The organism is Sphingobacterium sp. LRF_L2 (genome assembly GCF_965644235.1).
In the GTDB taxonomy this organism is placed as follows: domain Bacteria; phylum Bacteroidota; class Bacteroidia; order Sphingobacteriales; family Sphingobacteriaceae; genus Sphingobacterium.
The window spans coordinates 1-20,057 of sequence record NZ_CBFFRI010000004.1 but is presented as its reverse complement, the minus strand read 5'-3'; the positions used below and the strand labels follow the sequence as shown (position 1 = coordinate 20,057).

The 20,057-nt window shown below is 37.4% G+C and carries 19 protein-coding genes; 6 read left to right on the top strand and 13 right to left on the bottom strand.

Going from position 1 to position 20,057, the window contains the following annotated elements:
* Window positions 1-3: 3 nt before the first annotated feature.
* From ACSZOX_RS08885 to ACSZOX_RS08870, 4 genes are all read left to right on the top strand, one after another.
* Window positions 4-1,290, top strand: a complete 1,287-nt coding sequence (locus tag ACSZOX_RS08885; protein ID WP_437919529.1) for an anthranilate synthase component I family protein — start codon at window positions 4-6, stop codon at window positions 1,288-1,290.
* An 83-nt stretch (window positions 1,291-1,373) separates the two neighbouring features.
* Window positions 1,374-2,036, top strand: a complete 663-nt coding sequence (locus tag ACSZOX_RS08880; RefSeq protein ID WP_437919528.1) for a TatD family hydrolase — start codon at window positions 1,374-1,376, stop codon at window positions 2,034-2,036.
* Complete coding sequence (locus ACSZOX_RS08875) at window positions 2,033-2,764, top strand: tRNA threonylcarbamoyladenosine dehydratase (protein WP_437919527.1); 732 nt, start codon at window positions 2,033-2,035, stop codon at window positions 2,762-2,764. The genes ACSZOX_RS08880 and ACSZOX_RS08875 overlap by 4 nt, the downstream gene beginning before the upstream one ends.
* A gap of 83 nt (window positions 2,765-2,847) precedes the next feature.
* The gene (locus ACSZOX_RS08870; RefSeq protein WP_437919526.1) at window positions 2,848-4,236 is read left to right on the top strand and encodes an exonuclease domain-containing protein; all 1,389 of its coding nucleotides are present in this window, start codon (window positions 2,848-2,850) and stop codon (window positions 4,234-4,236) included.
* Here the strand turns inward: ACSZOX_RS08870 and fbp are convergent.
* From fbp to ACSZOX_RS08830, 8 genes are all read right to left on the bottom strand, one after another.
* The gene (gene fbp, locus ACSZOX_RS08865; RefSeq protein WP_437919525.1) at window positions 4,188-5,234 is read right to left on the bottom strand and encodes a class 1 fructose-bisphosphatase; all 1,047 of its coding nucleotides are present in this window, start codon (window positions 5,232-5,234) and stop codon (window positions 4,188-4,190) included. The genes ACSZOX_RS08870 and fbp overlap by 49 nt on opposite strands.
* 315 nt (window positions 5,235-5,549) lie before the next feature.
* Window positions 5,550-6,323, bottom strand: coding sequence for a TIGR03915 family putative DNA repair protein (locus ACSZOX_RS08860; protein WP_437919524.1), 774 nt, complete (start codon window positions 6,321-6,323; stop codon window positions 5,550-5,552).
* On the bottom strand, window positions 6,323-7,576 hold the full coding sequence (locus ACSZOX_RS08855) for a putative DNA modification/repair radical SAM protein (protein ID WP_437919523.1): 1,254 nt from the start codon (window positions 7,574-7,576) through the stop codon (window positions 6,323-6,325). Before ACSZOX_RS08855 ends, ACSZOX_RS08860 begins: the two co-directional genes overlap by 1 nt.
* Before the next feature lie 90 nt (window positions 7,577-7,666).
* Complete coding sequence (locus ACSZOX_RS08850) at window positions 7,667-8,947, bottom strand: M16 family metallopeptidase (protein ID WP_437919522.1); 1,281 nt, start codon at window positions 8,945-8,947, stop codon at window positions 7,667-7,669.
* The gene (locus ACSZOX_RS08845; protein ID WP_437919521.1) at window positions 8,937-10,190 is read right to left on the bottom strand and encodes a M16 family metallopeptidase; all 1,254 of its coding nucleotides are present in this window, start codon (window positions 10,188-10,190) and stop codon (window positions 8,937-8,939) included. The genes ACSZOX_RS08850 and ACSZOX_RS08845 overlap by 11 nt, the downstream gene beginning before the upstream one ends.
* A 21-nt stretch (window positions 10,191-10,211) precedes the next feature.
* Complete coding sequence (hemF, locus tag ACSZOX_RS08840; RefSeq protein ID WP_437919520.1) at window positions 10,212-11,114, bottom strand: oxygen-dependent coproporphyrinogen oxidase; 903 nt, start codon at window positions 11,112-11,114, stop codon at window positions 10,212-10,214.
* Complete coding sequence (locus ACSZOX_RS08835) at window positions 11,114-12,124, bottom strand: NAD(P)H-dependent glycerol-3-phosphate dehydrogenase (RefSeq protein ID WP_437919519.1); 1,011 nt, start codon at window positions 12,122-12,124, stop codon at window positions 11,114-11,116. Before ACSZOX_RS08835 ends, hemF begins: the two co-directional genes overlap by 1 nt.
* Before the next feature lie 207 nt (window positions 12,125-12,331).
* Entirely contained in the window at window positions 12,332-12,991 is a 660-nt protein-coding gene (locus ACSZOX_RS08830) for a hypothetical protein (RefSeq protein WP_437919518.1), read from the bottom strand.
* A gap of 410 nt (window positions 12,992-13,401) precedes the next feature.
* Between ACSZOX_RS08830 and abc-f the strand changes: the two genes are divergently transcribed.
* Complete coding sequence (gene abc-f, locus ACSZOX_RS08825; protein WP_437919517.1) at window positions 13,402-14,991, top strand: ribosomal protection-like ABC-F family protein; 1,590 nt, start codon at window positions 13,402-13,404, stop codon at window positions 14,989-14,991.
* Window positions 14,992-15,033: 42 nt separating this feature from the next.
* Here abc-f and ACSZOX_RS08820 read toward each other — a convergent pair whose 3' ends face one another.
* Together ACSZOX_RS08820 and ACSZOX_RS08815 are read right to left on the bottom strand one after the other, a co-directional pair.
* Complete coding sequence (locus ACSZOX_RS08820) at window positions 15,034-15,747, bottom strand: DsbA family oxidoreductase (protein ID WP_437919516.1); 714 nt, start codon at window positions 15,745-15,747, stop codon at window positions 15,034-15,036.
* Between the two features lie 115 nt (window positions 15,748-15,862).
* Window positions 15,863-16,645 (bottom strand): metallophosphoesterase, encoded by a 783-nt coding sequence (locus ACSZOX_RS08815; protein ID WP_437919515.1) that lies wholly within the window; start codon window positions 16,643-16,645, stop codon window positions 15,863-15,865.
* 97 nt (window positions 16,646-16,742) lie between these two features.
* Between ACSZOX_RS08815 and ACSZOX_RS08810 the strand changes: the two genes are divergently transcribed.
* Entirely contained in the window at window positions 16,743-17,093 is a 351-nt protein-coding gene (locus ACSZOX_RS08810) for a hypothetical protein (protein ID WP_437919514.1), read from the top strand.
* 276 nt (window positions 17,094-17,369) lie between these two features.
* Here the strand turns inward: ACSZOX_RS08810 and ACSZOX_RS08805 are convergent, their stop codons facing one another.
* From ACSZOX_RS08805 to ACSZOX_RS08795, 3 genes are all read right to left on the bottom strand, one after another.
* Window positions 17,370-18,605, bottom strand: coding sequence for a hypothetical protein (locus tag ACSZOX_RS08805; RefSeq protein WP_437919513.1), 1,236 nt, complete (start codon window positions 18,603-18,605; stop codon window positions 17,370-17,372).
* A 144-nt stretch (window positions 18,606-18,749) separates the two neighbouring features.
* Window positions 18,750-18,974, bottom strand: coding sequence for a hypothetical protein (locus ACSZOX_RS08800; protein WP_437919512.1), 225 nt, complete (start codon window positions 18,972-18,974; stop codon window positions 18,750-18,752).
* A 464-nt stretch (window positions 18,975-19,438) separates the two neighbouring features.
* The coding region (locus ACSZOX_RS08795; RefSeq protein ID WP_437919511.1) for an ISAon1 family transposase at window positions 19,439-20,057 on the bottom strand (619 nt) is incomplete at its 5' end.

Here is a 20,057-nt window from a genome sequence, read left to right as displayed (position 1 = left end):
TTTATGGCTAAAGCCATTTTTGAAATAGATACTGATTTTTTTGAAAAACACGCTTTAGCATGGGCTCAACAATTTGATGAAGTATGTTTTTTCAAATCAAATAACTACAAAGATGAGTATACAAAATTAGATAGTTTTCTAGCTGTTGACGCGAAGCATACTTTTGTGTCAACTAATGGCGAGAACGCATTTAATGAACTAGAAATTTTTAAAACCAAGCATCCACAATCGTGGTTGCTTGGTTTTTTTAGTTACGACCTAAAACGTAATTTGGATGGAGGAGTTACCCCTTTACAGAATACTTTAGCGTTCCCTGAATCTTGTTTTTTTATTCCTAGTGTGGTTATTCAATTTCATAGAAATAAGGTGAGTATTGAAGCTGATGACCCTGCTATGATTTTCCAAACTATTCAGCATTTTGCGATCCCTCTTCATGAAAATTTGAGCGAACAACAGATTATAAAAAAAAGGCTCTCCAAAGAAGCTTACCTTAAAGCATTCAACCAAATGCAAACGCATATTCGACGAGGAGATATTTATGAGGTAAATCTTTGTCAGGAATTTTATGCGGATAACGTCGATATCTCCTCATTACGGTTGTATCAAGAATTGAATACCATCTCTCCGACTCCATTCTCCTCATTTTTTAAATGGAAAAACTTGAATATTATTTGTGCCTCTCCAGAACGCTTTCTTGCAAAGCGTGGTGCACATCTGATATCCCAACCCATAAAAGGTACTGCGCCAAGAGGAAAGACACCTCCCGAAGATATTCGAATTGTTCATGAATTAGTTAATAGCCCAAAGGAGATTGCAGAAAATGTAATGATTGTCGATCTAGTTAGAAATGACTTGACACGGAGTGCCGTACCGGGTACCGTAGAAGCATCTAGAACACTCGAGGTGCATACCTTTAAACAAGTTCATCAATTGATCTCTACTGTAACTTGTCTAAAATCTTCAGAAATCGGTGATGTATCTGCTATTTCAAATGCATTTCCTCCTGGATCCATGACGGGTGCGCCTAAAATTAAAGCAATGGAATTGTGTGATGCATATGAAGGTAGTAAAAGAGGAATTTATGCAGGCGCTCTAGGTTATTTCTCTCCTGACGGTGATTTTGATTTCAATGTGGTTATCCGAAGTTTGTTGTATAATCAAACAGCCAAGAGCCTATCTTTTCATACTGGAGGAGCTATCACGCTAGATGCTGATGGAGAAAAAGAGTATCAAGAATGCTTATTAAAAGCATCAGCTATACTTCAAGCATTAAATGCCAAATTGTGTTGATACTCGAATAAAAAAAGTATATATACGACAAAAAAAACAGCTAACTTCCTAAAAATCAATTGAATTTTTCTTTAATTTTGATTATGCATGTTCCTTATATCAATATACATACACACTGTACCTTAGAGAGCACGGAACATGAGTTTTCAATTCCAAATGTAATTATTTCCAAAAATTATCTATTTCCTCAACCCTGCTCCTTAGGTATCCATCCATGGTATATTGATTCTTCTCCTGTTGCGCAACTCGACGCTTTAACAGATCATGGTAGAAAAAAACAGGTCTTAGCTATTGGGGAATGCGGACTGGATAAATTGTGCGATACAGATTGGATACTTCAAGAAGAGGTTTTTAGAAAACAAATCTCCTTTGCAAATAGTGTTGGCAAACCATTGATTGTACACTGCGTTAAAGCACATCAGGAATGCCTACATATTTTAAACGAAGAGAATGTCGCTGTTCCTGTGATATTCCATGGCTTTGAAAAAAATGCTATATTGGCAAAACAAATATACAAAGCGGGATACTTTATCAGTTTTGGCCCAACTCTTCTCTCTGGTAAAAAAGACGAATTAATTCTTGATGCCCCCCTCGATAAAATATTCTTGGAAACAGATGATAAATCTACTAAAATAGTAGATGTTTATGCGTACTTTTGCGCAGTCCGTAAAATGGAAGAAAACAGGCTCAAAGAGCAGTTTCTTGCTAATTTTAGTACGGTCTTTAACTATCAACTTGTACAATGAAAGATTTATCTTGGTTATCTAGAACAGAGGCTCTAACAGGAAGAGCTGCGCTAGAGAAGCTTGCGAATGCGCATGTTATGGTGCTCGGTTTGGGAGGTGTCGGATCTTTTGCAGCTGAATTTATATGCCGAGCTGGCGTTGGAAAAATGACGATTATTGATGGGGATACCGTTGATCCATCAAATAGAAATAGGCAATTACCAGCTTTGGCTACGAATCATGGGGTAGCAAAAGCAGAGATTATGAAGGAGAGATTACTTGCTATCAATCCCGAATTGGAGTTACATGTCATCCAGGATTTTGTTATTCCTGAAAAAATACCCGCACTGCTCGAAGTCAAACCAGACTATTGTGTGGAAGCTATTGATAGTATCACACCCAAATTGTTTTTCATTAGATTAGCCTTGGATGCCAAAATCCCTTTTGTAAGCTCTATGGGAGCTGGAGGGAAAGTGGATCCTACTAAAATTAAAATAGCTGACATAAGTAAATCGTACAACTGTAAATTAGCACAACATATCCGGAAGAAACTAAGAAAACACGGTATACGTGACGGGGTTAAAGTGGCATTTTCGACAGAATTACCTGATAAAAAATCTCTCCTATATACCGATGGAAGCAATTTCAAGAAATCAGCTTATGGCACCATGTCTTATTTGCCCGCTGCTTTCGGAGGGGCAATAGCATCAGTTGCCATTCGAGACTTGATCGGTATGGACATAAAGTAGGGATTTTTTGCGATATAGACTTTAAATTATAATAATATATAAAGTTGTTATAATATTACTAACTAAATTAGTAATATTGCATAGTGAACAGACAGAAACATTTTGCAATTGTCGATATAGAGACAACTGGAAATTATGCAAGTGGAAACCGCATTACAGAAGTCGCTATTCTCATTCATAACGGAAAAAAAGTTATTGAAGAATATGTGTCCTTGGTTAATCCGGAGACTGAAATCCCATTAGCTATTCAAACACTTACGGGAATTACTCCTGATATGGTGGAAAATGCTCCGTTATTTGAAGATATAGCGGAAGATGTTTATCATCTCTTGCAGGGAAAAATTTTTGTTGCACACAACGTTAATTTTGACTATTCCTTTCTTGTTAAAGAATTAAAGCAAGCAGGTTATGATTGGCAAGCATCCAAATTATGTACAGTGCGTCTTTCCCGTAAGATAATTCCAGGCTATAAATCATACAGCTTAGGGAAGCTTTGCCAACAATTAAACATTACCTTACTGGAAAGGCATCGAGCTATGGGGGATGCAAAGGCTACTGCTGAACTATTTGATATTTTGTTGCAGCGTGACGAACTACAATATATTGACGAGAGTATCAAAAAAAATACCGAGCATCGCCTACCGACCCATTTGGCGGTCGAACAAGTCAATAGACTTCCAGAAAAAACAGGTATATATATATTTAAGAACAACAAAGGTAAAATTGTGTATGTCGGAAAAGCGATTAACATAAAGAAACGTGTATTAAGTCATTTTAGTGGTAGTAACGCGGGCTTGCGCCGTCAACAATTCATTAATGACATTTGTACGATTGATTTTGAAGAATCTGGAACCGAACTTATGGCTTTATTAATGGAATGCCAAATGATCAAGAAACATTGGCCTATCCACAATAGTGCGCTGAAAAAATACGAGCCTAAATTTGCACTTATCACCTACCAAGACATAAGAGGTTATAACCGACTGGCTGTTAGTAAAATAAATACACAAACTAAAAGTCTTCGTTATTTTGAAACCGCAACAGAGGCAAATCTATTTCTTACAAAACTTATGCGATCATTTAGCCTCCCTCCTTTGTTATGTACATTTTATTCACCAGCGACACAAACTAAAGAAGATCGCACGACAGCGTATACCGACATTCCGAGTTCCGATACCTGTAATGACAACCTACTGATGGTTTTCGAGCACTTGGAGAATGAAAAACAATCGTTTTTGCTGATCGACAATGGAAGGTATGAAGACGAAAAAAGCTATATTTATTTTAAAGAGAATAAGCTATATGCTTTTGGTTTTACTGAATTGCAAGACAATTGGCAGAATGCAGAAGATGTTGTATCTTATCGTGATAAATGTATTAGTAACTTTTACATGCAACATATTGTCTTGCAATATGCTGAGCGCTATCCTGAAAAAGTAAGTTTCTTGCCGAGGACATCTGCTGTATCATAATTTGGTAGCATGAACTCTTGAACTTTTTCGACCATAAGGCGACTGCCAATGATGATGGAGCTACGCTGATGAAGATATTTTGGTTGTATTGTCAATATCCGCTCCTGTCCACTTACAGCTTTCCCGCCAGCTTGTTCTATAATAAAGGCCATGGGATTACATTCGTAAAGCAATCTAAGTTTTCCTTGAGGATAGCTTGATGTTTCAGGATAAAGAAATATTCCTCCCGTGATTAGTGTTCGGTGTAAATCAGCGACCATAGAGCCTATATAACGCGATGTGTAAGGCCGCGAAGTCTCTGCATCTTCCATTTGGCAGTACTTAATGTAATCTTTAACGTATTGCGGAAATTTCAGGTAATTACCTTCATTAATTGAATATGTTGTACCATTCTCCGCAATTTTCATATTGGGGTGAGACAGGCAAAACTCTCCAATTGAGGGATCCAATGTAAAACCATTTACCCCCTTGCCCGTAGTATAAACTAACATGGTAGATGATCCATAAATGATATACCCTGCTGCGACTTGATCAGAACCCAATTGGAGGATTTCATCGGCTGTAATTTCCACATCAGCAATTTTTCTTCTATATATTGAAAAAATAGAACCCACCGAAACATTCAAATCAATATTTGACGAGCCGTCTAGTGGATCAATACATACCATATATTTTCCGTTATTGACATGATATCCACGTGTCAAATCAATGCCGAATTCATGTTCTTCGGATGCAATGTAACAACATTCACCCCCGCGGCGTAGTGCTTCTATAAATTGTTCGTCTGCATATACATCCAATTTCTTTTGGACCTCACCCTGTATATTCTGATCACCAATCTCGCCGAGTATATCCGCCAACCCCGCTTTGTTGACTTCACGATTTATAACCTTCGCAGCAATACCGATATCGCGTAATAAACGTGATAACTCCCCTTTTGCATATGGAAAATCAGCCTGTTTTTCGATAATAAATTGACCTAAAGTTTTGAGTGCCATTTAGAATTTTTTAATCTTGTTAATTTGTTGCAAATACCTCTTTCTCTACAACCCGATAATACAACGTATCTATCTGTTAGACAAACCTATTTTTGAGTTTGCCTATCGAGAATTACGAGGCAAAACTACACAACAAAAAACGAATTAAAAAACTGATTTTCAGCTTATTGTATTTAATACACATGCATAGTAAATTGGTAATCAATTTATTAATGAATAAAAAAAATATTTTTTTTTGCGGTATGATGCTTCATATCTAATTTCCTTCAATTTGCTAAAACGATTACTTAAAATCTAATAAAAAGATGAAATATATCAAATACCTTTTTCATTCAAATATTTCCAATAACGTTTCGGAACGTGTTGCACATGGAGCTTTGTATTTTTTCTTTCTTTTATATTAACAGCCTTAAAATAGCGTTTCCACAAATCCGCATATAAAGATTCGTCTTCATCATAAAGTTCGACAAGAGAATTTTGTGATAGTCTTGTTTGCATATTCAACGGTGTTACGCGACTAACCACTTGTAAATTATAATACAAGCCATATTCTCTTTTGAGATCGTAGATTAGCCATTGTTGATCAGCATAGCGCTTCTGGAAGTGCATCTGTATAAGAGGCAAAACGTTAAAATCGGGCTCTATAATTGCAACATACAATCCATCTTTTAAACGTTGAAAACGGACAAACGCTTTCATTCGGTGTCTTTCGCGAGACACAGATTTTACGATATTTTTGATTTGAATAACATGCTGTTGAGCAAAATTCGAATGGGTATTTTGTTCAGATTGGAAATAGTACATTGCTGTCTTCACAATCAAGAGTGGAGCCATTGGAAGCTCCGACAGGTAGGTGTGCCAAAATTCGGCAATTCCTTTTTTGCCAACTTTTTCTAAAAGCCCTTTTTCGATACGATCAACCTTATGTTCTTGTGTTATGACCTGATGAAAATCCTGAAAAAGACCTTGCTGCCTTCCTATATCAAGCTGAAGGCTGAGAGGATAAAGTTTATATTCAAATACCTCAAATATCGCCGTTAGGATTCCCTCCCAGCTACCGTCAAAATACATATCTACATATTGTCTCATTAAAAAAGCTGCAGTTGATTATTCGTTAAATTGCGATATTTACTCGCTGAGGCTTGGAGAATATAACTTTTAATTAACTCGGAACGCTTATCACTATATAGTTGACTATAGCCCTTACACGTAATAAAATATTTAGCACGGTTTACCGCGACACCTATCCGTGTCAGGTTTTCTAAATTTAACTTCCCAAATTTTCTTGCTGCCACAATCTTCTGTGCCGATGATACTCCAATACCAGGAATTCTAAGGATTATTTGATAATCTGCAGCGTTAATGTCAACGGGAAAATGATCCATATGCCGTAAAGCCCAGCTAAGTTTGGGGTCAATATCTAAATCTAATATAGGGTGAGAATCATTAACAATTTCTTCCGCGCGAAAGCCATAAAATCGCATCAACCAATCTGTTTGGTAAAGTCGATTTTCGCGTACCGTGGGCACGGCAGATCCTAAAGATGGTAAACGTATATCATTAGATATCGGAACATATCCCGAATAATATACTCGTTTCATATCAAATTTTTTATAAAAATACTGTGCTGTAGATATAATTTGTTTGTCAGACTCCCCTGTTGCTCCTATAATAAGTTGTGTACTTTGCCCCGCGGGAACAAATTGTGGCGTGGACTTGAATATTTTTTTTTCTTCTTTGACTTTAGTCAATTGGTTTTTTAAATAGGAAATAGGTTGGATCATATCTTGTCTATTCTTTTCGGGAGCCAGCAATTTCAATCCGATATCTGTAGGTATTTCTAAATTGATACTTAATCGATCTGCATATAGTCCAGCTTCATGTATTAATTCAGGAGATGCGGCAGGAATAGTTTTAAGATGGATATATCCATTAAAATTATGTTCCTTACGGAGTTTTTTTGCAATTAATACAAGACGCTCCATGGTGTAATCTGCATTTTTAAAAATCCCTGAACTCAAGAAAAGGCCTTCTATATAATTTCTACGGTAAAAATTAATAGTTAAGTCGACGACTTCCTGAACAGTAAATGCCGCACGTTTAATATCATTGCTACGCCTAGAAACACAATAGGCACAATCAAATATACAATGATTAGTTAATAAAATTTTGAGTAGCGATACACAGCGTCCATCCTCCGTGTATGTATGGCAGATCCCTGCTCCTGTGTTTCCTAATCCCTTGTTCTTATTCTGTCTGTTGCTGCCACTCGAGCTGCAACTTACGTCATATTTTGCTGCATCAGCAAGAATTTCCAATTTTTCCCTGATCCGATCGTACATAAAAACTATTTGCTCAAAAATACTAATTTATTTAGTATTTTTGAGCAAATAGTTTTGTTCAGGTATTTAACGTATATGAATTAAGGCGTCTTAAGCAAGTTTTCCTACTACAATTTTTATCAAATTAGCGTAATTAAAGTAGGTCTGCGCAATACGTTGAACGTTCTCTGCCGTCATCGTTCTTATAGTTTCACTATAAAATTCATAATATTCCGTTGTCATGCCGTAAAAATAAACCGCTTTAAACTTATCTGCATGCGAGAAAATAGATTCAAGACTTCCGAGTACGGATCCGAGCATGTAGTTTTTCACCAACGTTATTTCTTCGACAGTAGCGAGTGTATTACGTAAGTTTTCTATTTCGGCTTCTATTTCAATCAAAGTAGCTTCAGTACTATTCACCGCTACTTCCGAAGCGATTGTAAAAAAACCAGTATGTTTTAAACTAGCGAAAGCCGATCCAATACTGTAGGTATATCCTTTTTCTTCCCGGATATTACGCATTAAACGAGACCCAAAGTATCCACCAAATAACGTATTTACAAATTGCAATGCTGGATAATCTGTTGCTGTGCGATTGACTGACGGCATCCCCAAACGAATCGCAGATTGTAATGCTTCTGGACGTTCTTCTACAATAAGCTTAGGTTCCAATTTCGGCAACACAGGAGTTGTGTTTAAGAAAACAGGAGAATTGTTGTTCCAATCTTTTTCGAAACTTAATCGAATAAGATTTAAAACGTCATCCGATATATCACCGGACAGAATCAAGGTACAGTTTTGTGGTTGCATCTGTTTTACATAGAGGCTCGACAAATCTTCCCGATTTAAAGCATCGTAAATTTCAGCTGTGGGAGTTACACCATAACGGCTATTTCCAAATACATTTTTGTAGAACATCCGACGTGCAAGGTAATCGTTTTTTTGCAACGAAATCTGTAATGTCTGCTTGTTATTGCGGACATAAGTCTCTAATTCCGCTTCTGGAATTGTTGCATTTTGTAATACATCCTTTACCACGGGCAAGACCGCATGAAGATGCTTACTTAAAGTGTACAGCGTGAGAGAGGTTTGATCAAAACTATATTCTGGCATGAGGTAAGCACCATAAAAATCTATTTCCTCCGCAATCTGCGCACTTGAGCGAGTGCTTGTTCCTTCCTTTAACATGTGGCTGAGACAGGTGTGAAGTAACGGTGTCTCGGGATCTGAAAAAAGATTTTGAAAGATAAACTCGGCCTTGATCAATTGTTGATCTAATGATCGGAATACAAACACTTTTAAACCATTATCAAAATTTATTTCTTCAGGTTGGATAAGTGAGATATCCTGAATATGATGTTGCCTTGGTGCGATTGTTCTATTCAACATGCTGTGCTTCTTTTGCGTGATAAAGTAACGTAGATGAATTCTCTTTGAGAAAAATTGTTTGCGCGACGCGTTGTAGATCTACATCTGACACCGATAAATACCTTGAAACCTCTTGATTATAGAGATTTGCATCACCTAACACTTCATAATAAGCTAAATTCATTGCTTTATCTAAAATGGAAAGCTCGGCAAATACCATGGTAGATTCTACTTTGTTCTTGACCTTATCCAATTCGGATTTACCGACTTTGTCTTTCTTTATCAACTCCAATTGATTCCACAACAACTCTTCCGCTTCTGCTAAAGAAATATGTGGCAAAGGCTTTCCCTCTATCACAAATAAATTGCTATCTATTGACCCCATTACATAAGCATTAACCTCACTAAAAAGAGGTTGATCTTTTACTAAGGCACGAAACAAGCGGGAGGAATTACCCCTAGATAATATATCGGATAATAAATCCATCGTAGCATAATCGTTATCATCACGAGCAAAACCATGAAAAGCAATATAAATACTGCTTACAGGAACATCAGCATAAACTTCTTCTCGACGAGCAGCTTCTTGTTTAGGTTCTTGAGGCAAGCTGCGAACCATTTTAACACCCGACGGAATATTACCAAACCATTTTTCAGAAAGTTCTTTTACTTGATTGAAATCAACATCTCCAGCAATCACCATAATTGCATTGTTAGGTAAATAGAACCGTTGGAAAAAATCGCGGACATCATCCATTTGCGCTTCTTCTATATGCTTCAATTCCTTACCGATGGTTGCCCAACGGTAGGGATGTACCTTATAAGCAAGAGGACGTAGGCGTAACCAAACATCACCATAAGGCTGGTTGAGGTAACGTTGTTTAAATTCTTCTGAAACAACGTTGCGTTGAACATCTAAACTTTGCTCACTAAAAGCTAGACTTAACATACGATCACTTTCCAACCAAAAAGCCGTTTCCAAATTAGCGGAAGGCAATGTGATATAGTAATTTGTGATGTCATTACTTGTAAAAGCGTTGTTTTCCCCTCCCACTTCTTGTAGAGGACCGTCATAGTTAGGAATATTTACTGAGCCACCGAACATCAAATGTTCAAAGAGATGGGCGAAACCAGTTTTATCTGGAGACTCGTCCCGTGCGCCAACGTCATATAAAATATTAACACAAGCCATGGCTGTGGTGTGGTCTTCATGTACTAAAACACGTAGCCCATTATCCAGTGTAAATCGCTGATAATTGATCATGAAAGGAACTTATTTTAAAGCCTAAAGAGCCCAGTTTATATCTTTTTTTAAAAGGTTAAGCGTATTTTCTTCCAAGGAACCCGATTCCGGTTTGAAGTCGTAGGCCCAGTTTGCTTGTGCAGGAAGGCTCATTAGAATAGACTCAATACGTCCGTTGGTTTCTAAGCCGAAGCGCGTTCCTGAATCGTAAACAAGGTTGAATTCTACATAGCGCCCACGACGAAGCAATTGCCATTGTTTTTCTCTATCCGAAAATTTCTTATCTCGATTTCGGTTAGCCAATTCTGTGTAGGTAGGAACAAACGTTCTTCCTAAATCACAAGAAAAATTAAACAACTCTAATTCGCTATGACCTGTTTTTTCCTTTGTTAGTTTGTCGTAAAAAATGCCACCAATACCTCTAGTTTCTTGTCTATGTTTGATGTAAAAGTATTGATCTGCCCATGTTTTAAATTGGGTGTAGAATTTGGGGTCGTGTTTATCACACACGTTTTTCATCATTTGATGGAAAAACCTCGCATCTTCTTCGATTACATAATGTGGCGTAAGGTCTATTCCTCCACCAAACCATCGCATATTTTCATTAAGTTCGAAGTAACGAATATTCATGTGAATAATCGGAACCCAAGGATTTTGGGGATGAATAACAATAGATACACCTGTAGCAAAAAAGTCATCTTCATCCACACCAAAAGCTTTTTTTATAGTTTCTGGTAATTTGCCATGTACTGCTGAAAAATTGACACCACCTTTTTCTATAACAGACCCCTGTTGGATGATTCGCGTACGGCCACCGCCACCGCCTTCTCTTTGCCATATCTCTTCATCAAATGTGGCCTTTCCATCAAGAATTTCAAGCCCTTTTGTTATTTCATCTTGGATCTGTTTGTAAGTTTCGGCTATATGTTCTCTATCTAAAATCATTACGTTAATTTTTTTGCTAATTCCTTCACTTCGACTCCAGCAGGCTGTTTGTTATACAAGATTTGATACACCATGTTGCAAATTGGCATACTCAATCCATAGCGTTGAATGATGTTTTGAATACATGCGGAAGCATAGTAGCCTTCTGCTACCATATTCATCTCTAATTGAGCAGATTGAACAGTATACCCTTTTCCAATCATATGTCCAAAAGTTCTGTTTCGGCTAAATTGAGAGTATGCAGTGACGAGAAGGTCTCCCAAATAGGCCGATGCATTTATATCTCTGCTCGCTTCTGGATCAACAGCTTCTACGCAGGTTTCCATCTCGCGGATAGCGTTGGAGACCAAAACAGAAAGAAAGTTATCACCATAACCCAACCCATGACATATTCCTCCAGCCAAAGCATATATGTTTTTTAACACAGCTCCATATTCTACACCAAACACATCAGTCGAAATTATTGCGTTGATATACCTATTCCTAAATATATCAGCGACGTGTTTTGCATTTTCTTTGTTTTTGGAAGCAAATGTCAGATAAGATAGTTTCTCCGTAGCTACCTCTTCAGCATGACATGGTCCCCCTACAACTACGATATCTTGCACGGGAATCTGATAGGTATTAGCGAGGTATTCGCCGACAATTAAATTATCGTTGGGAATTATGCCCTTTATTGCTGAAACGACAATTTTTCCTCGGAAATCATCGGGAGTAGCATCGCGTAGGGCGTCCTTTAGATAAGCCGATGGCGTATTGAGTACCACAATTGATGACTGCTGAATAACAGAACGTACATCTAAAAACAAATTTTCTGAATTCACTCTAAGCTCTACAGCACTTAAATAGCTAGGGTTTCGTTTGTATGTTCTAACATATTCCAAATCATCTTCTTTTCGAATCCACCAATATACGTCCTTAGTAAGATCGTTGTCTCCCAGCATCTTAATCATCGCCGTTGCCCAACTTCCACTGCCCACTATGCCTATTCTTTGTTTGGAATCCCCCATTTCTATATTTATAGTCCTTGTAAAGGGAGCAAATATACGTAATAAATGTCGCTCAGTAGAAAAATGAGTCGCAAATTACGGCGCAACATATACCAGTGCTGGTAAAGGATATATTGTCTCCAGTATCCTATATTATCAGTAATTTATCACCATTATCTGTCGCGAAGTGTTAGCATCCCTGCTTGTTCTTAACGAATCCTATATATATTATTTTAAGATATTATAATCGATCTTACCGACGATTTCTTTTAAATCCGTCAAAGGAAAACCATCACCATCAAGTTTGATGAGGTATCTATCATTATGTATAAAACTAATCTCAGAGTCTACCACATCTCCTTCTTGTTGAATTTTTGATTCTCTTGTCGCGGCACGGTGTCCGCCTATAACTTCGTTTTTTTCTTTATCATACTCCGACTCTTTCTCCGAGTCCATCGCTAACCCCATAGCCATTAGCGATACGATTGCAGCACCAGCCTCTCCCGCTCCATCAGTTAAACTAATATGAAGCTCCTTTTCTCCTGCATCATACACCGCAGAAGCTGTTGCAACATCTACGCCATAAAGTTGACTTCCACCGCTGTAGCCAATCCGTCTCCAGCCATTAAAAGTCTCTGGAAAAAATGCTTTGAGTTCCTCTGTATTTAATTTCGTTGCATTTTTTAATTGATTTTGCATAGCCTCCATTTTCGAAGCACCGTCTTTCAAATTATCAAGATTCTTAACGCCTGATACGATATCCGAAGCTGCGCTTGTGTTTTCATCGTTGGACCTCCCCCCGTCATTTTCCGAGTTGTTAGTACCACACCCTATCATGAATATACCTGACACTGCAAGCGCAAGGAGTAGTTTTAAATGATGTTTCATATGTAAATAATTATCTATAAGTTTTATATTTCATTGAAATAGATAAGCTCGTTTCACTCGGATTATCATCCCCGTTTGTATTCCGCAATCATGGACATTTAATAGATATACAATCGTTTCTATAACAGTTTTATTTTCGTTTTTGTTTCGATCTTTTACAAGATATGCAACTACATTAAGAATAGGAAATCGCCATCTTATTATTGAAAAACGATGAAAATTATGAAATAATAAGACGTATTCATACTCTTTTTCCGAAATATTTAGTTTTCATATTCACTGAAAGTTTATTAGTTTTGCAGTCAAATCATTTAGTCGCACTATATGTAAGATTCGATTTCTTTCTAAATACAATGAATTGCCAGCTATATTTTACAGCTGCAAGTAGTTAATTATTTAATTCAGAAATCATGCTTATTATAGATAATTTAACCTATTCACATCAGGATAAAACTTGTTTATTTGAAAATATCTCTTTTTCATTGGCTACTCATGAAAAAGCGGCTCTTATAGGAAACAATGGCAGTGGAAAATCCACTTTATTACGCTTGGTTGCACAAGAATGTGATCCCTTTTTAGGTCGAATTCACGTTGAGGAGACTCCGTACTATGTTCCCCAACTTATAGATACTTTTCAAGATTTAACTATAGCTGAGGCTTTGCGTGTAGCGCCAAAGTTAGAGGCATTCTACGCTATTTTAGCGGGTGACGCTTCCACAGAAAATTTGCTGCAGCTGGATGATGATTGGTCTATTGAAGATCGTTGCTTGCAAGCTTTGGCTTTTTGGGATATTCAACCTGTAGATCTCTTTGCTCCTATGTCTATTTTAAGTGGGGGACAAAAGGTAAAAGTTTTTTTAGCGGGGATACAGATCCATCAATCAAAATTGGTATTATTGGATGAACCTAGCAATCATTTAGACGATAACAGTCGAAATAAACTTTACCGTTTTATAAAAGAATACGACGGAACATTACTGGTGGTAAGTCACGATCGTACACTTTTAAATTTACTTGATCATATATACGAACTAAACAAATCCAAGATTATTTATTATAATGGTAACTATAATTTTTATCTGGAACAGAAACAAATAGCAAAAGAGTCTCTCCTCCACGCAATACAGAGCGGAGAGAAAGCATTAAAAAAAGCAAAAGATAAAGCCCGCGAGACGGCCGAACGACAGCAGCGCATGGATTCCCGCGGCAAAAAGAAACAGGAAAAGGCTGGTGTCGCGCGTATTATGATGAATACACTTCGAAACAATTCGGAAAATAGTTCGGCAAAACTGAAAGATGTACATGCTCATAAAATTTCCGGACTGTCACAAGATTTGACCGAATTGCGGAGCTCTCGTTCTGCAATTGACCGTATGAAATTTGATTTTCAAAATAGTCAACTACACGATGGGAAGGTCCTATTTGTATTACAAGGAGTAAATATTGACTATAGCGGAAAAATGTTGTGGAAACAACACGTCAATATACAAATTTGCAGCGGAGAAAGGCTGGCTGTTCAAGGAAAAAATGGTATAGGAAAAACAACCTTTCTCCGTTTGATCTTAGGCCTGTTAGAGCCAACTACTGGCACAGTCTCTCGTCAGACACAAGCAGTAGTATATATAGATCAAGATTATTCTTTACTTGACAATGCGCTATCCATTTACGAACAGGTACAATCGGTGAATTCATCGGGACTGGAGGAGCATGAAGTAAAGATTCGATTAGATCGTTTTTTATTCGGCAACGAAAGCTGGAATAAAAAATGTGCTTCACTAAGTGGTGGTGAACGTATGCGTTTAGCATTATGCTGTCTTTTGATGTTAGAGAAATCTCCAGAAGTCATTATTTTGGATGAACCCACAAATAATTTGGATCTGCAAAATATAGAAATTCTTACATCTGCATTACGGGAGTACGAAGGTACATTGTTGGCGGTTTCACATGATTCGACTTTCCTTCATGGAATTCTCGTAGATGACTATATCATACTCGATTAAAGAAGAAGGTGAAACGTAGATTTTCACCTTCTTCTTTTGTTATTAATCGCATCCATCGGGGCCACAAGATGGGCCTTCGAGAACCTGTATAGAATTTTCTTTGGAGTCTTTCCACTCCTCGTAGGCTTTTGTAACCGTATTACGAAAGGCCTCTACGTCTTGGGCACCAGAGATAGCATATTTCCTATCGTAAACAAAAAATGGGACACCTCTTACCCCAATTTGCTGTGCTTCGTATATATCTTGACGTACTGTGTTTTCAAATTTATGGGATTGAAGATTGTCTTTAAATTCCTCAGCATCTAAACCTAACGCTAAAATAATTTCCGACAATACAGTTACATCGTCAATGTTCTTTCCTTCCATAAAATGCGCGCGAAATAAAAGTTCTTCTGCTTCATCTTGCTTGTTAAAAAGTTTGGCGAAATGAGACAGTTCGTGTGCTCTGAATGTATTCGCAACAATAGCTTTTTCAAAATCATATGACAATCCCTCTGTAGCCGCCATCTCTGCAACTTGACTGCAAAGTTGTTGGGCTTGTTGAGACGGAATACCTTTATGTTTTGCTAAATTATCATAGTAGCTCTCTGTTGTACTCGTTTCCTGATGCGGGTTCAACTGATAGCTTTTCCATTCCAGTTCCAATTCCTTCGAAAATGGCAAACTCTTAATCGAACGTTCAAATCTTCTCTTGCCTATATAACAGAAGGGACACACAATGTCACTCCATACTTCAATTTTCATTTTTGCCGACATAATTCTTTTTTTTAAAATTACTAAAAAAGTAAACCTCAATTCAGAGATACCATAAAAATGACGTTAGTCAGAAAATAAGCTCCGAACAATAAATCGAGCTAGAATCCATAACATACTATTGCCTTATATCAAATTCGTCGGGATATAACTCGTCAAGCCTGTCGGATTGCCAGTAATTTTTTGAATGAATTTCCATAATAGTAAGCTTTCCATTGTGCCCAGCTCCCGTATCAAGATTTGTTATTCCAAAGGCTTGTATAGGCTTCATGATACCCCAGTGTGTAGTCGCTGTATGCCCAATGAAAACCTCAGAAAACGGAATGTCGGCAGAATAATCTCCGTTTATCGGAAAACTATTTAATGCCTCGAAAGCTTCCGTCCAAAGGGTTCTATCGAAATAATAGTTGATCTCTGGTTGTTCAAAGAAATCTATTGTTTTATCAAATCCTGCATGTACAAAACAGCGGTTTTCAGCATCTATAAAATAGAGCAGTTGGCTATTGAAGAAATGTACATGCGCTTGAGGTATATCTATTGACCGAAGTCTAGATCCAAGACCAACCCATCGTTGGAAAATATTGGGTAATGGCTTAATCTGTCTTAGATAAGACATGTAGGTCGCTTTTCCACCATAATTCCAGCCCATAGGATGATTTCCTGTTTCTATAAATTCCGCAAACCATCCATCATGGTTTCCTTTTATACTTACTAAATGTCTTATCCGAAGAAGCTCTTCAACACAATCAAAGGATTCGCTATATCCATCAACTATATCACCAAGCTGAATTAAGGTATCACGTTCGTGATGGAATTCAGAGCGCTGCAAGCATTGCCTTAAAGCTTTGTAAGCCCCATGTATATCGCCCATCACAAACACTCTTCCGTTATTTTTATCCATAGTTGTAATGATGTCAAATTATAAATTTAACTATTTTACAGGCAAAAGTTAATTCTGAAATCGCAAATACTATTAAAAAGATAAGTATATTCGTTTTATGACAAAACAATTCTTTATACCAGATTCCACTTACGCTACAGATTTTTTTAAAAGAAAGTTGCACACGTACATATATGCGATGTTGGAGCAGGAACTTTCTCTTTCTGAAAGTGAAAAAATTGAAAAAAAGCGAATCTATTCCTTGCATTATATTGACAGTAATAGAGATACAATACATTATGAAGTCGGAAAGCCACATCCACACAACGACCATGTTATTATTGCAATTATTCGCACAGGTAGCACATATAATATTTTTACAGATAAAGGTGGTATGCAACATGATCGGCTTCGATTTGGCATATCTGATATTGATGGGGTAACCTATTTTGATCCAAGCTCCTATTAATGCTTCTCAAAATTGTGGATAGAATCCCGAACAAAATACGTTATTCTGGCACATTGCAGAATGCTTATATGAACAGTATTTAGGTAATTATTTTTAGAATTTGTCCTGTATTTAAATATGGAAGCTCAACGTCTTGTCGAGCAAATTGCATTCCTCTTAATGCCATAAATGGCCATTTTAACACTATAGACCATAGAGGCTTAAAGAACTGTTCCGATGGTAATCCTTTATTTACTGATACAGCTTGCAATCCGGTGCCACAATGATAGAAACAATTCAAAAGACCTCACCCAATGATAAATTCAATCCTCGAAAGCCTCTACTAATACCGTAATCAATTGCAACGTTTGTACCCGATTTTTTATTAAATTTTATCCTTGCGCCAGCCCCACCTGCCACATTCCAATTATGAAACAATTTAAAAGAAGGATTATGTACGCTTGTAACATTCGAAAACAGCACAAATCCAAGTAAACCATTTTTCGTAAGGTCTTTTCGATACTCCACTTCAAGATAATATAGAGAGGATCCACGATAACGGCTAAGCGGAAGACCTCTGCCAGAGCTATTATAAGGATCCCAGCTTGTATTCGGTAAATCGAGGTACGGAGCTTTACTGTTAAATGTCGTCCAGAAAAAATTCCTTATAGCAATCATATTCTGTCGGCAGGAATCTTTATTCAGTCTGTGATATCGACGTACTTCTGCATATAATGAACGCCAATGTTGATCAGACCCTAAAAATTCTGGATTTTCACGTATTTGCAGGTTAGCATAATTACCTCCCCATGTATTGATCGAGTTCGACCGTGTATCGAAGATGAGATTGAGGCTTATACCAGATGAGATACTATTTGAGTTTTGCGCTGTCCCATAATCATAACCGCTAAATTCTTTCAAAGACAGTTCGCCAAGGCTTCGAATATTTACGCGATAGTCTAGATCATAGCCAATTCCCATAAAAAAGCCACCGCGGATTCTTTTTAAAACATGCTGATAAAACCTATAATATGTGTAGTCAATATTCAACTTATCGTCCTCTTTTGGCAATATAGTGTTCGTCCATGTTTGATGCGGATACTTGAGTATCCGCACATCACCATCAATCACCCATTTATTATCAGCAAGCCAAACATATGACCGAATAGGCAATCCGAATCTGGGTCCAAAATTTGTATAAGGCGTGAAAGTCACCCTCGACATGTAAGTGGTTTTTCTATCACCGTGGTAGAAACCAGCGGTAGTAGAGGTTAATAGTGCTCGACCGCCCCCCGGAATCGCTGTAGAAAAAGGCAATAAAGAAAAATAGAATTTCTTTCCAGTACTATCTCTCCCTCTAGGTCTATTTATATGAAATAGAGACTTTCCTAAATCGATAAGGTCCGTTTGATTCAAGGTGTCCATAGGATGCTTGGTGATTTCAATCTCATTCACAGGCCTTTGTGCATAAAGACTCAGGCAGACAAATGTGGCTATTCCCAGTAGAAAAATAAAACGGATATTCGAACTCAAGTGGCTGTTATTTAAGTAAAATGAGCATGATCTATTAGTTTCCCGCAAATTTTGAGCAATTTTTTATCCCTTGCAAAATGTACATTTTTATATCCAAAAATTGAACATATATATAATGAAGATTATTACAGTAAAATATTGTCATTAAGATACAGTAAAAAAAATGTGAAGTGCAAAAAATGTTCCAATACGATGAAAGTATAATACGCATCCAGGAAATGTAGGTTGTTCGGAAAAACAAAAATCCTTATTTCGGCTCTCTTCCATATCCTTCAGAAGATCCTCTTCGAAGTAAACACCCGTACCATTCAAGCACATAGACATGGGCAATCCCGAGCAGACATTCCGCTTATAGACAATTTCGCTCATACCTAAATTTTCAATCACTTTCTGCTCCGTCCATAGCTTCCTGTCTTCGAGAGAGGCAAGAGTCTACTTTCATAAAATGGCTTGCTTATCTTCCGGAGAATTGAAGTTCTTATCTAGAATAATTAATACCTCACTTTCTGGCTTTCCAATGTTATTTTTTTAGCAGAGTAGCAACTGAATTTCCTTCTAACACGAACGCACGAAGACGCTCTCTACTATCGTACCCCGCTTGAAAAAGTATTAAGAGTCATGCCAATGCTTTTTGGATCGGAATTACTTTACCGCTTAAGGGTATAAAATAGATATTAAAAAGCTATCCTTCTCATAACTATGCTTTACACATCAAAAATTCTGTTACATATTTGTAACACAAAGACGTTAAGTTCAACAAAAAACTATGTAAATCATGCCATCTTCGGAGGACCCGAATGGCAAACAAAGGGATCAGAGTCAAAACCTGTGGACTACGCAAATAATTTGGTTAATCTGAAGAGGAAGAAATTGATGTCACCCACCCCCCTGAACTGACTTCTGAATGCTTTTATCTTGGCATTAAAAGACTCTGCTGAGGCATTTGTACTCCTGTTATCAAAGTAATTAAGTATCTTTTTATGATGAATATTAATGGTTCTGGATACGGTGTTAAAGGATTTGTATCCTGCTCTTTCGACTTTGTCAGTCCATCTGGCCAATCTAGTGAAAGCATATATTTTATCTTTAGTAGCACTGAATATCCAGGAAAGCTCCTGTGCTAGCCTGTATGCCTTTTCAATATCTGGAAATTGACTGAAAAGCATCGCTGCCCTTTCTTTTTGTTCTGTTGTCCAGCTCTGCTCGTTCTTATAGAGTAGATAGCGACTTCTGGCAAGTAATTGTTTGCGTGTATCACCGTTAGAGAGAATCTCGGGATAGTAGGCTTCTTTATTCTTCCTAGCCTGTTCAATTGCTTGATTTTCATCATCTATGGCCTGCCAACGGTACTTTATTCTGATTTCCTGCAACGCCTCACTTGCTAGTTGCTGAACATGAAAGCGGTCTATAACCTGAACAGCATACGGAAAACATTTCTTGGCTATAAGTCCC

Coding starts and splice junctions, on each gene's coding strand:
- ACSZOX_RS08815 (WP_437919515.1), bottom strand. CDS start 16,645: ATGGATAAAAATAACGGAAGAGTGTTTGTGATGGGCGATATACATGGG.
- ACSZOX_RS08855 (WP_437919523.1), bottom strand. CDS start 7,576: ATGTACGATCGGATCAGGGAAAAATTGGAAATTCTTGCTGATGCAGCA.
- ACSZOX_RS08880 (WP_437919528.1), top strand. CDS start 1,374: ATGCATGTTCCTTATATCAATATACATACACACTGTACCTTAGAGAGC.
- ACSZOX_RS08845 (WP_437919521.1), bottom strand. CDS start 10,190: ATGATCAATTATCAGCGATTTACACTGGATAATGGGCTACGTGTTTTA.
- ACSZOX_RS08875 (WP_437919527.1), top strand. CDS start 2,033: ATGAAAGATTTATCTTGGTTATCTAGAACAGAGGCTCTAACAGGAAGA.
- ACSZOX_RS08810 (WP_437919514.1), top strand. CDS start 16,743: ATGACAAAACAATTCTTTATACCAGATTCCACTTACGCTACAGATTTT.
- ACSZOX_RS08830 (WP_437919518.1), bottom strand. CDS start 12,991: ATGAAACATCATTTAAAACTACTCCTTGCGCTTGCAGTGTCAGGTATA.
- ACSZOX_RS08820 (WP_437919516.1), bottom strand. CDS start 15,747: ATGTCGGCAAAAATGAAAATTGAAGTATGGAGTGACATTGTGTGTCCC.
- ACSZOX_RS08885 (WP_437919529.1), top strand. CDS start 4: ATGGCTAAAGCCATTTTTGAAATAGATACTGATTTTTTTGAAAAACAC.
- hemF (WP_437919520.1), bottom strand. CDS start 11,114: ATGATTTTAGATAGAGAACATATAGCCGAAACTTACAAACAGATCCAA.
- ACSZOX_RS08860 (WP_437919524.1), bottom strand. CDS start 6,323: ATGAGACAATATGTAGATATGTATTTTGACGGTAGCTGGGAGGGAATC.
- ACSZOX_RS08835 (WP_437919519.1), bottom strand. CDS start 12,124: ATGGGGGATTCCAAACAAAGAATAGGCATAGTGGGCAGTGGAAGTTGG.
- ACSZOX_RS08850 (WP_437919522.1), bottom strand. CDS start 8,947: ATGTTGAATAGAACAATCGCACCAAGGCAACATCATATTCAGGATATC.
- fbp (WP_437919525.1), bottom strand. CDS start 5,234: ATGGCACTCAAAACTTTAGGTCAATTTATTATCGAAAAACAGGCTGAT.
- abc-f (WP_437919517.1), top strand. CDS start 13,402: ATGCTTATTATAGATAATTTAACCTATTCACATCAGGATAAAACTTGT.
- ACSZOX_RS08800 (WP_437919512.1), bottom strand. CDS start 18,974: ATGAGCGAAATTGTCTATAAGCGGAATGTCTGCTCGGGATTGCCCATG.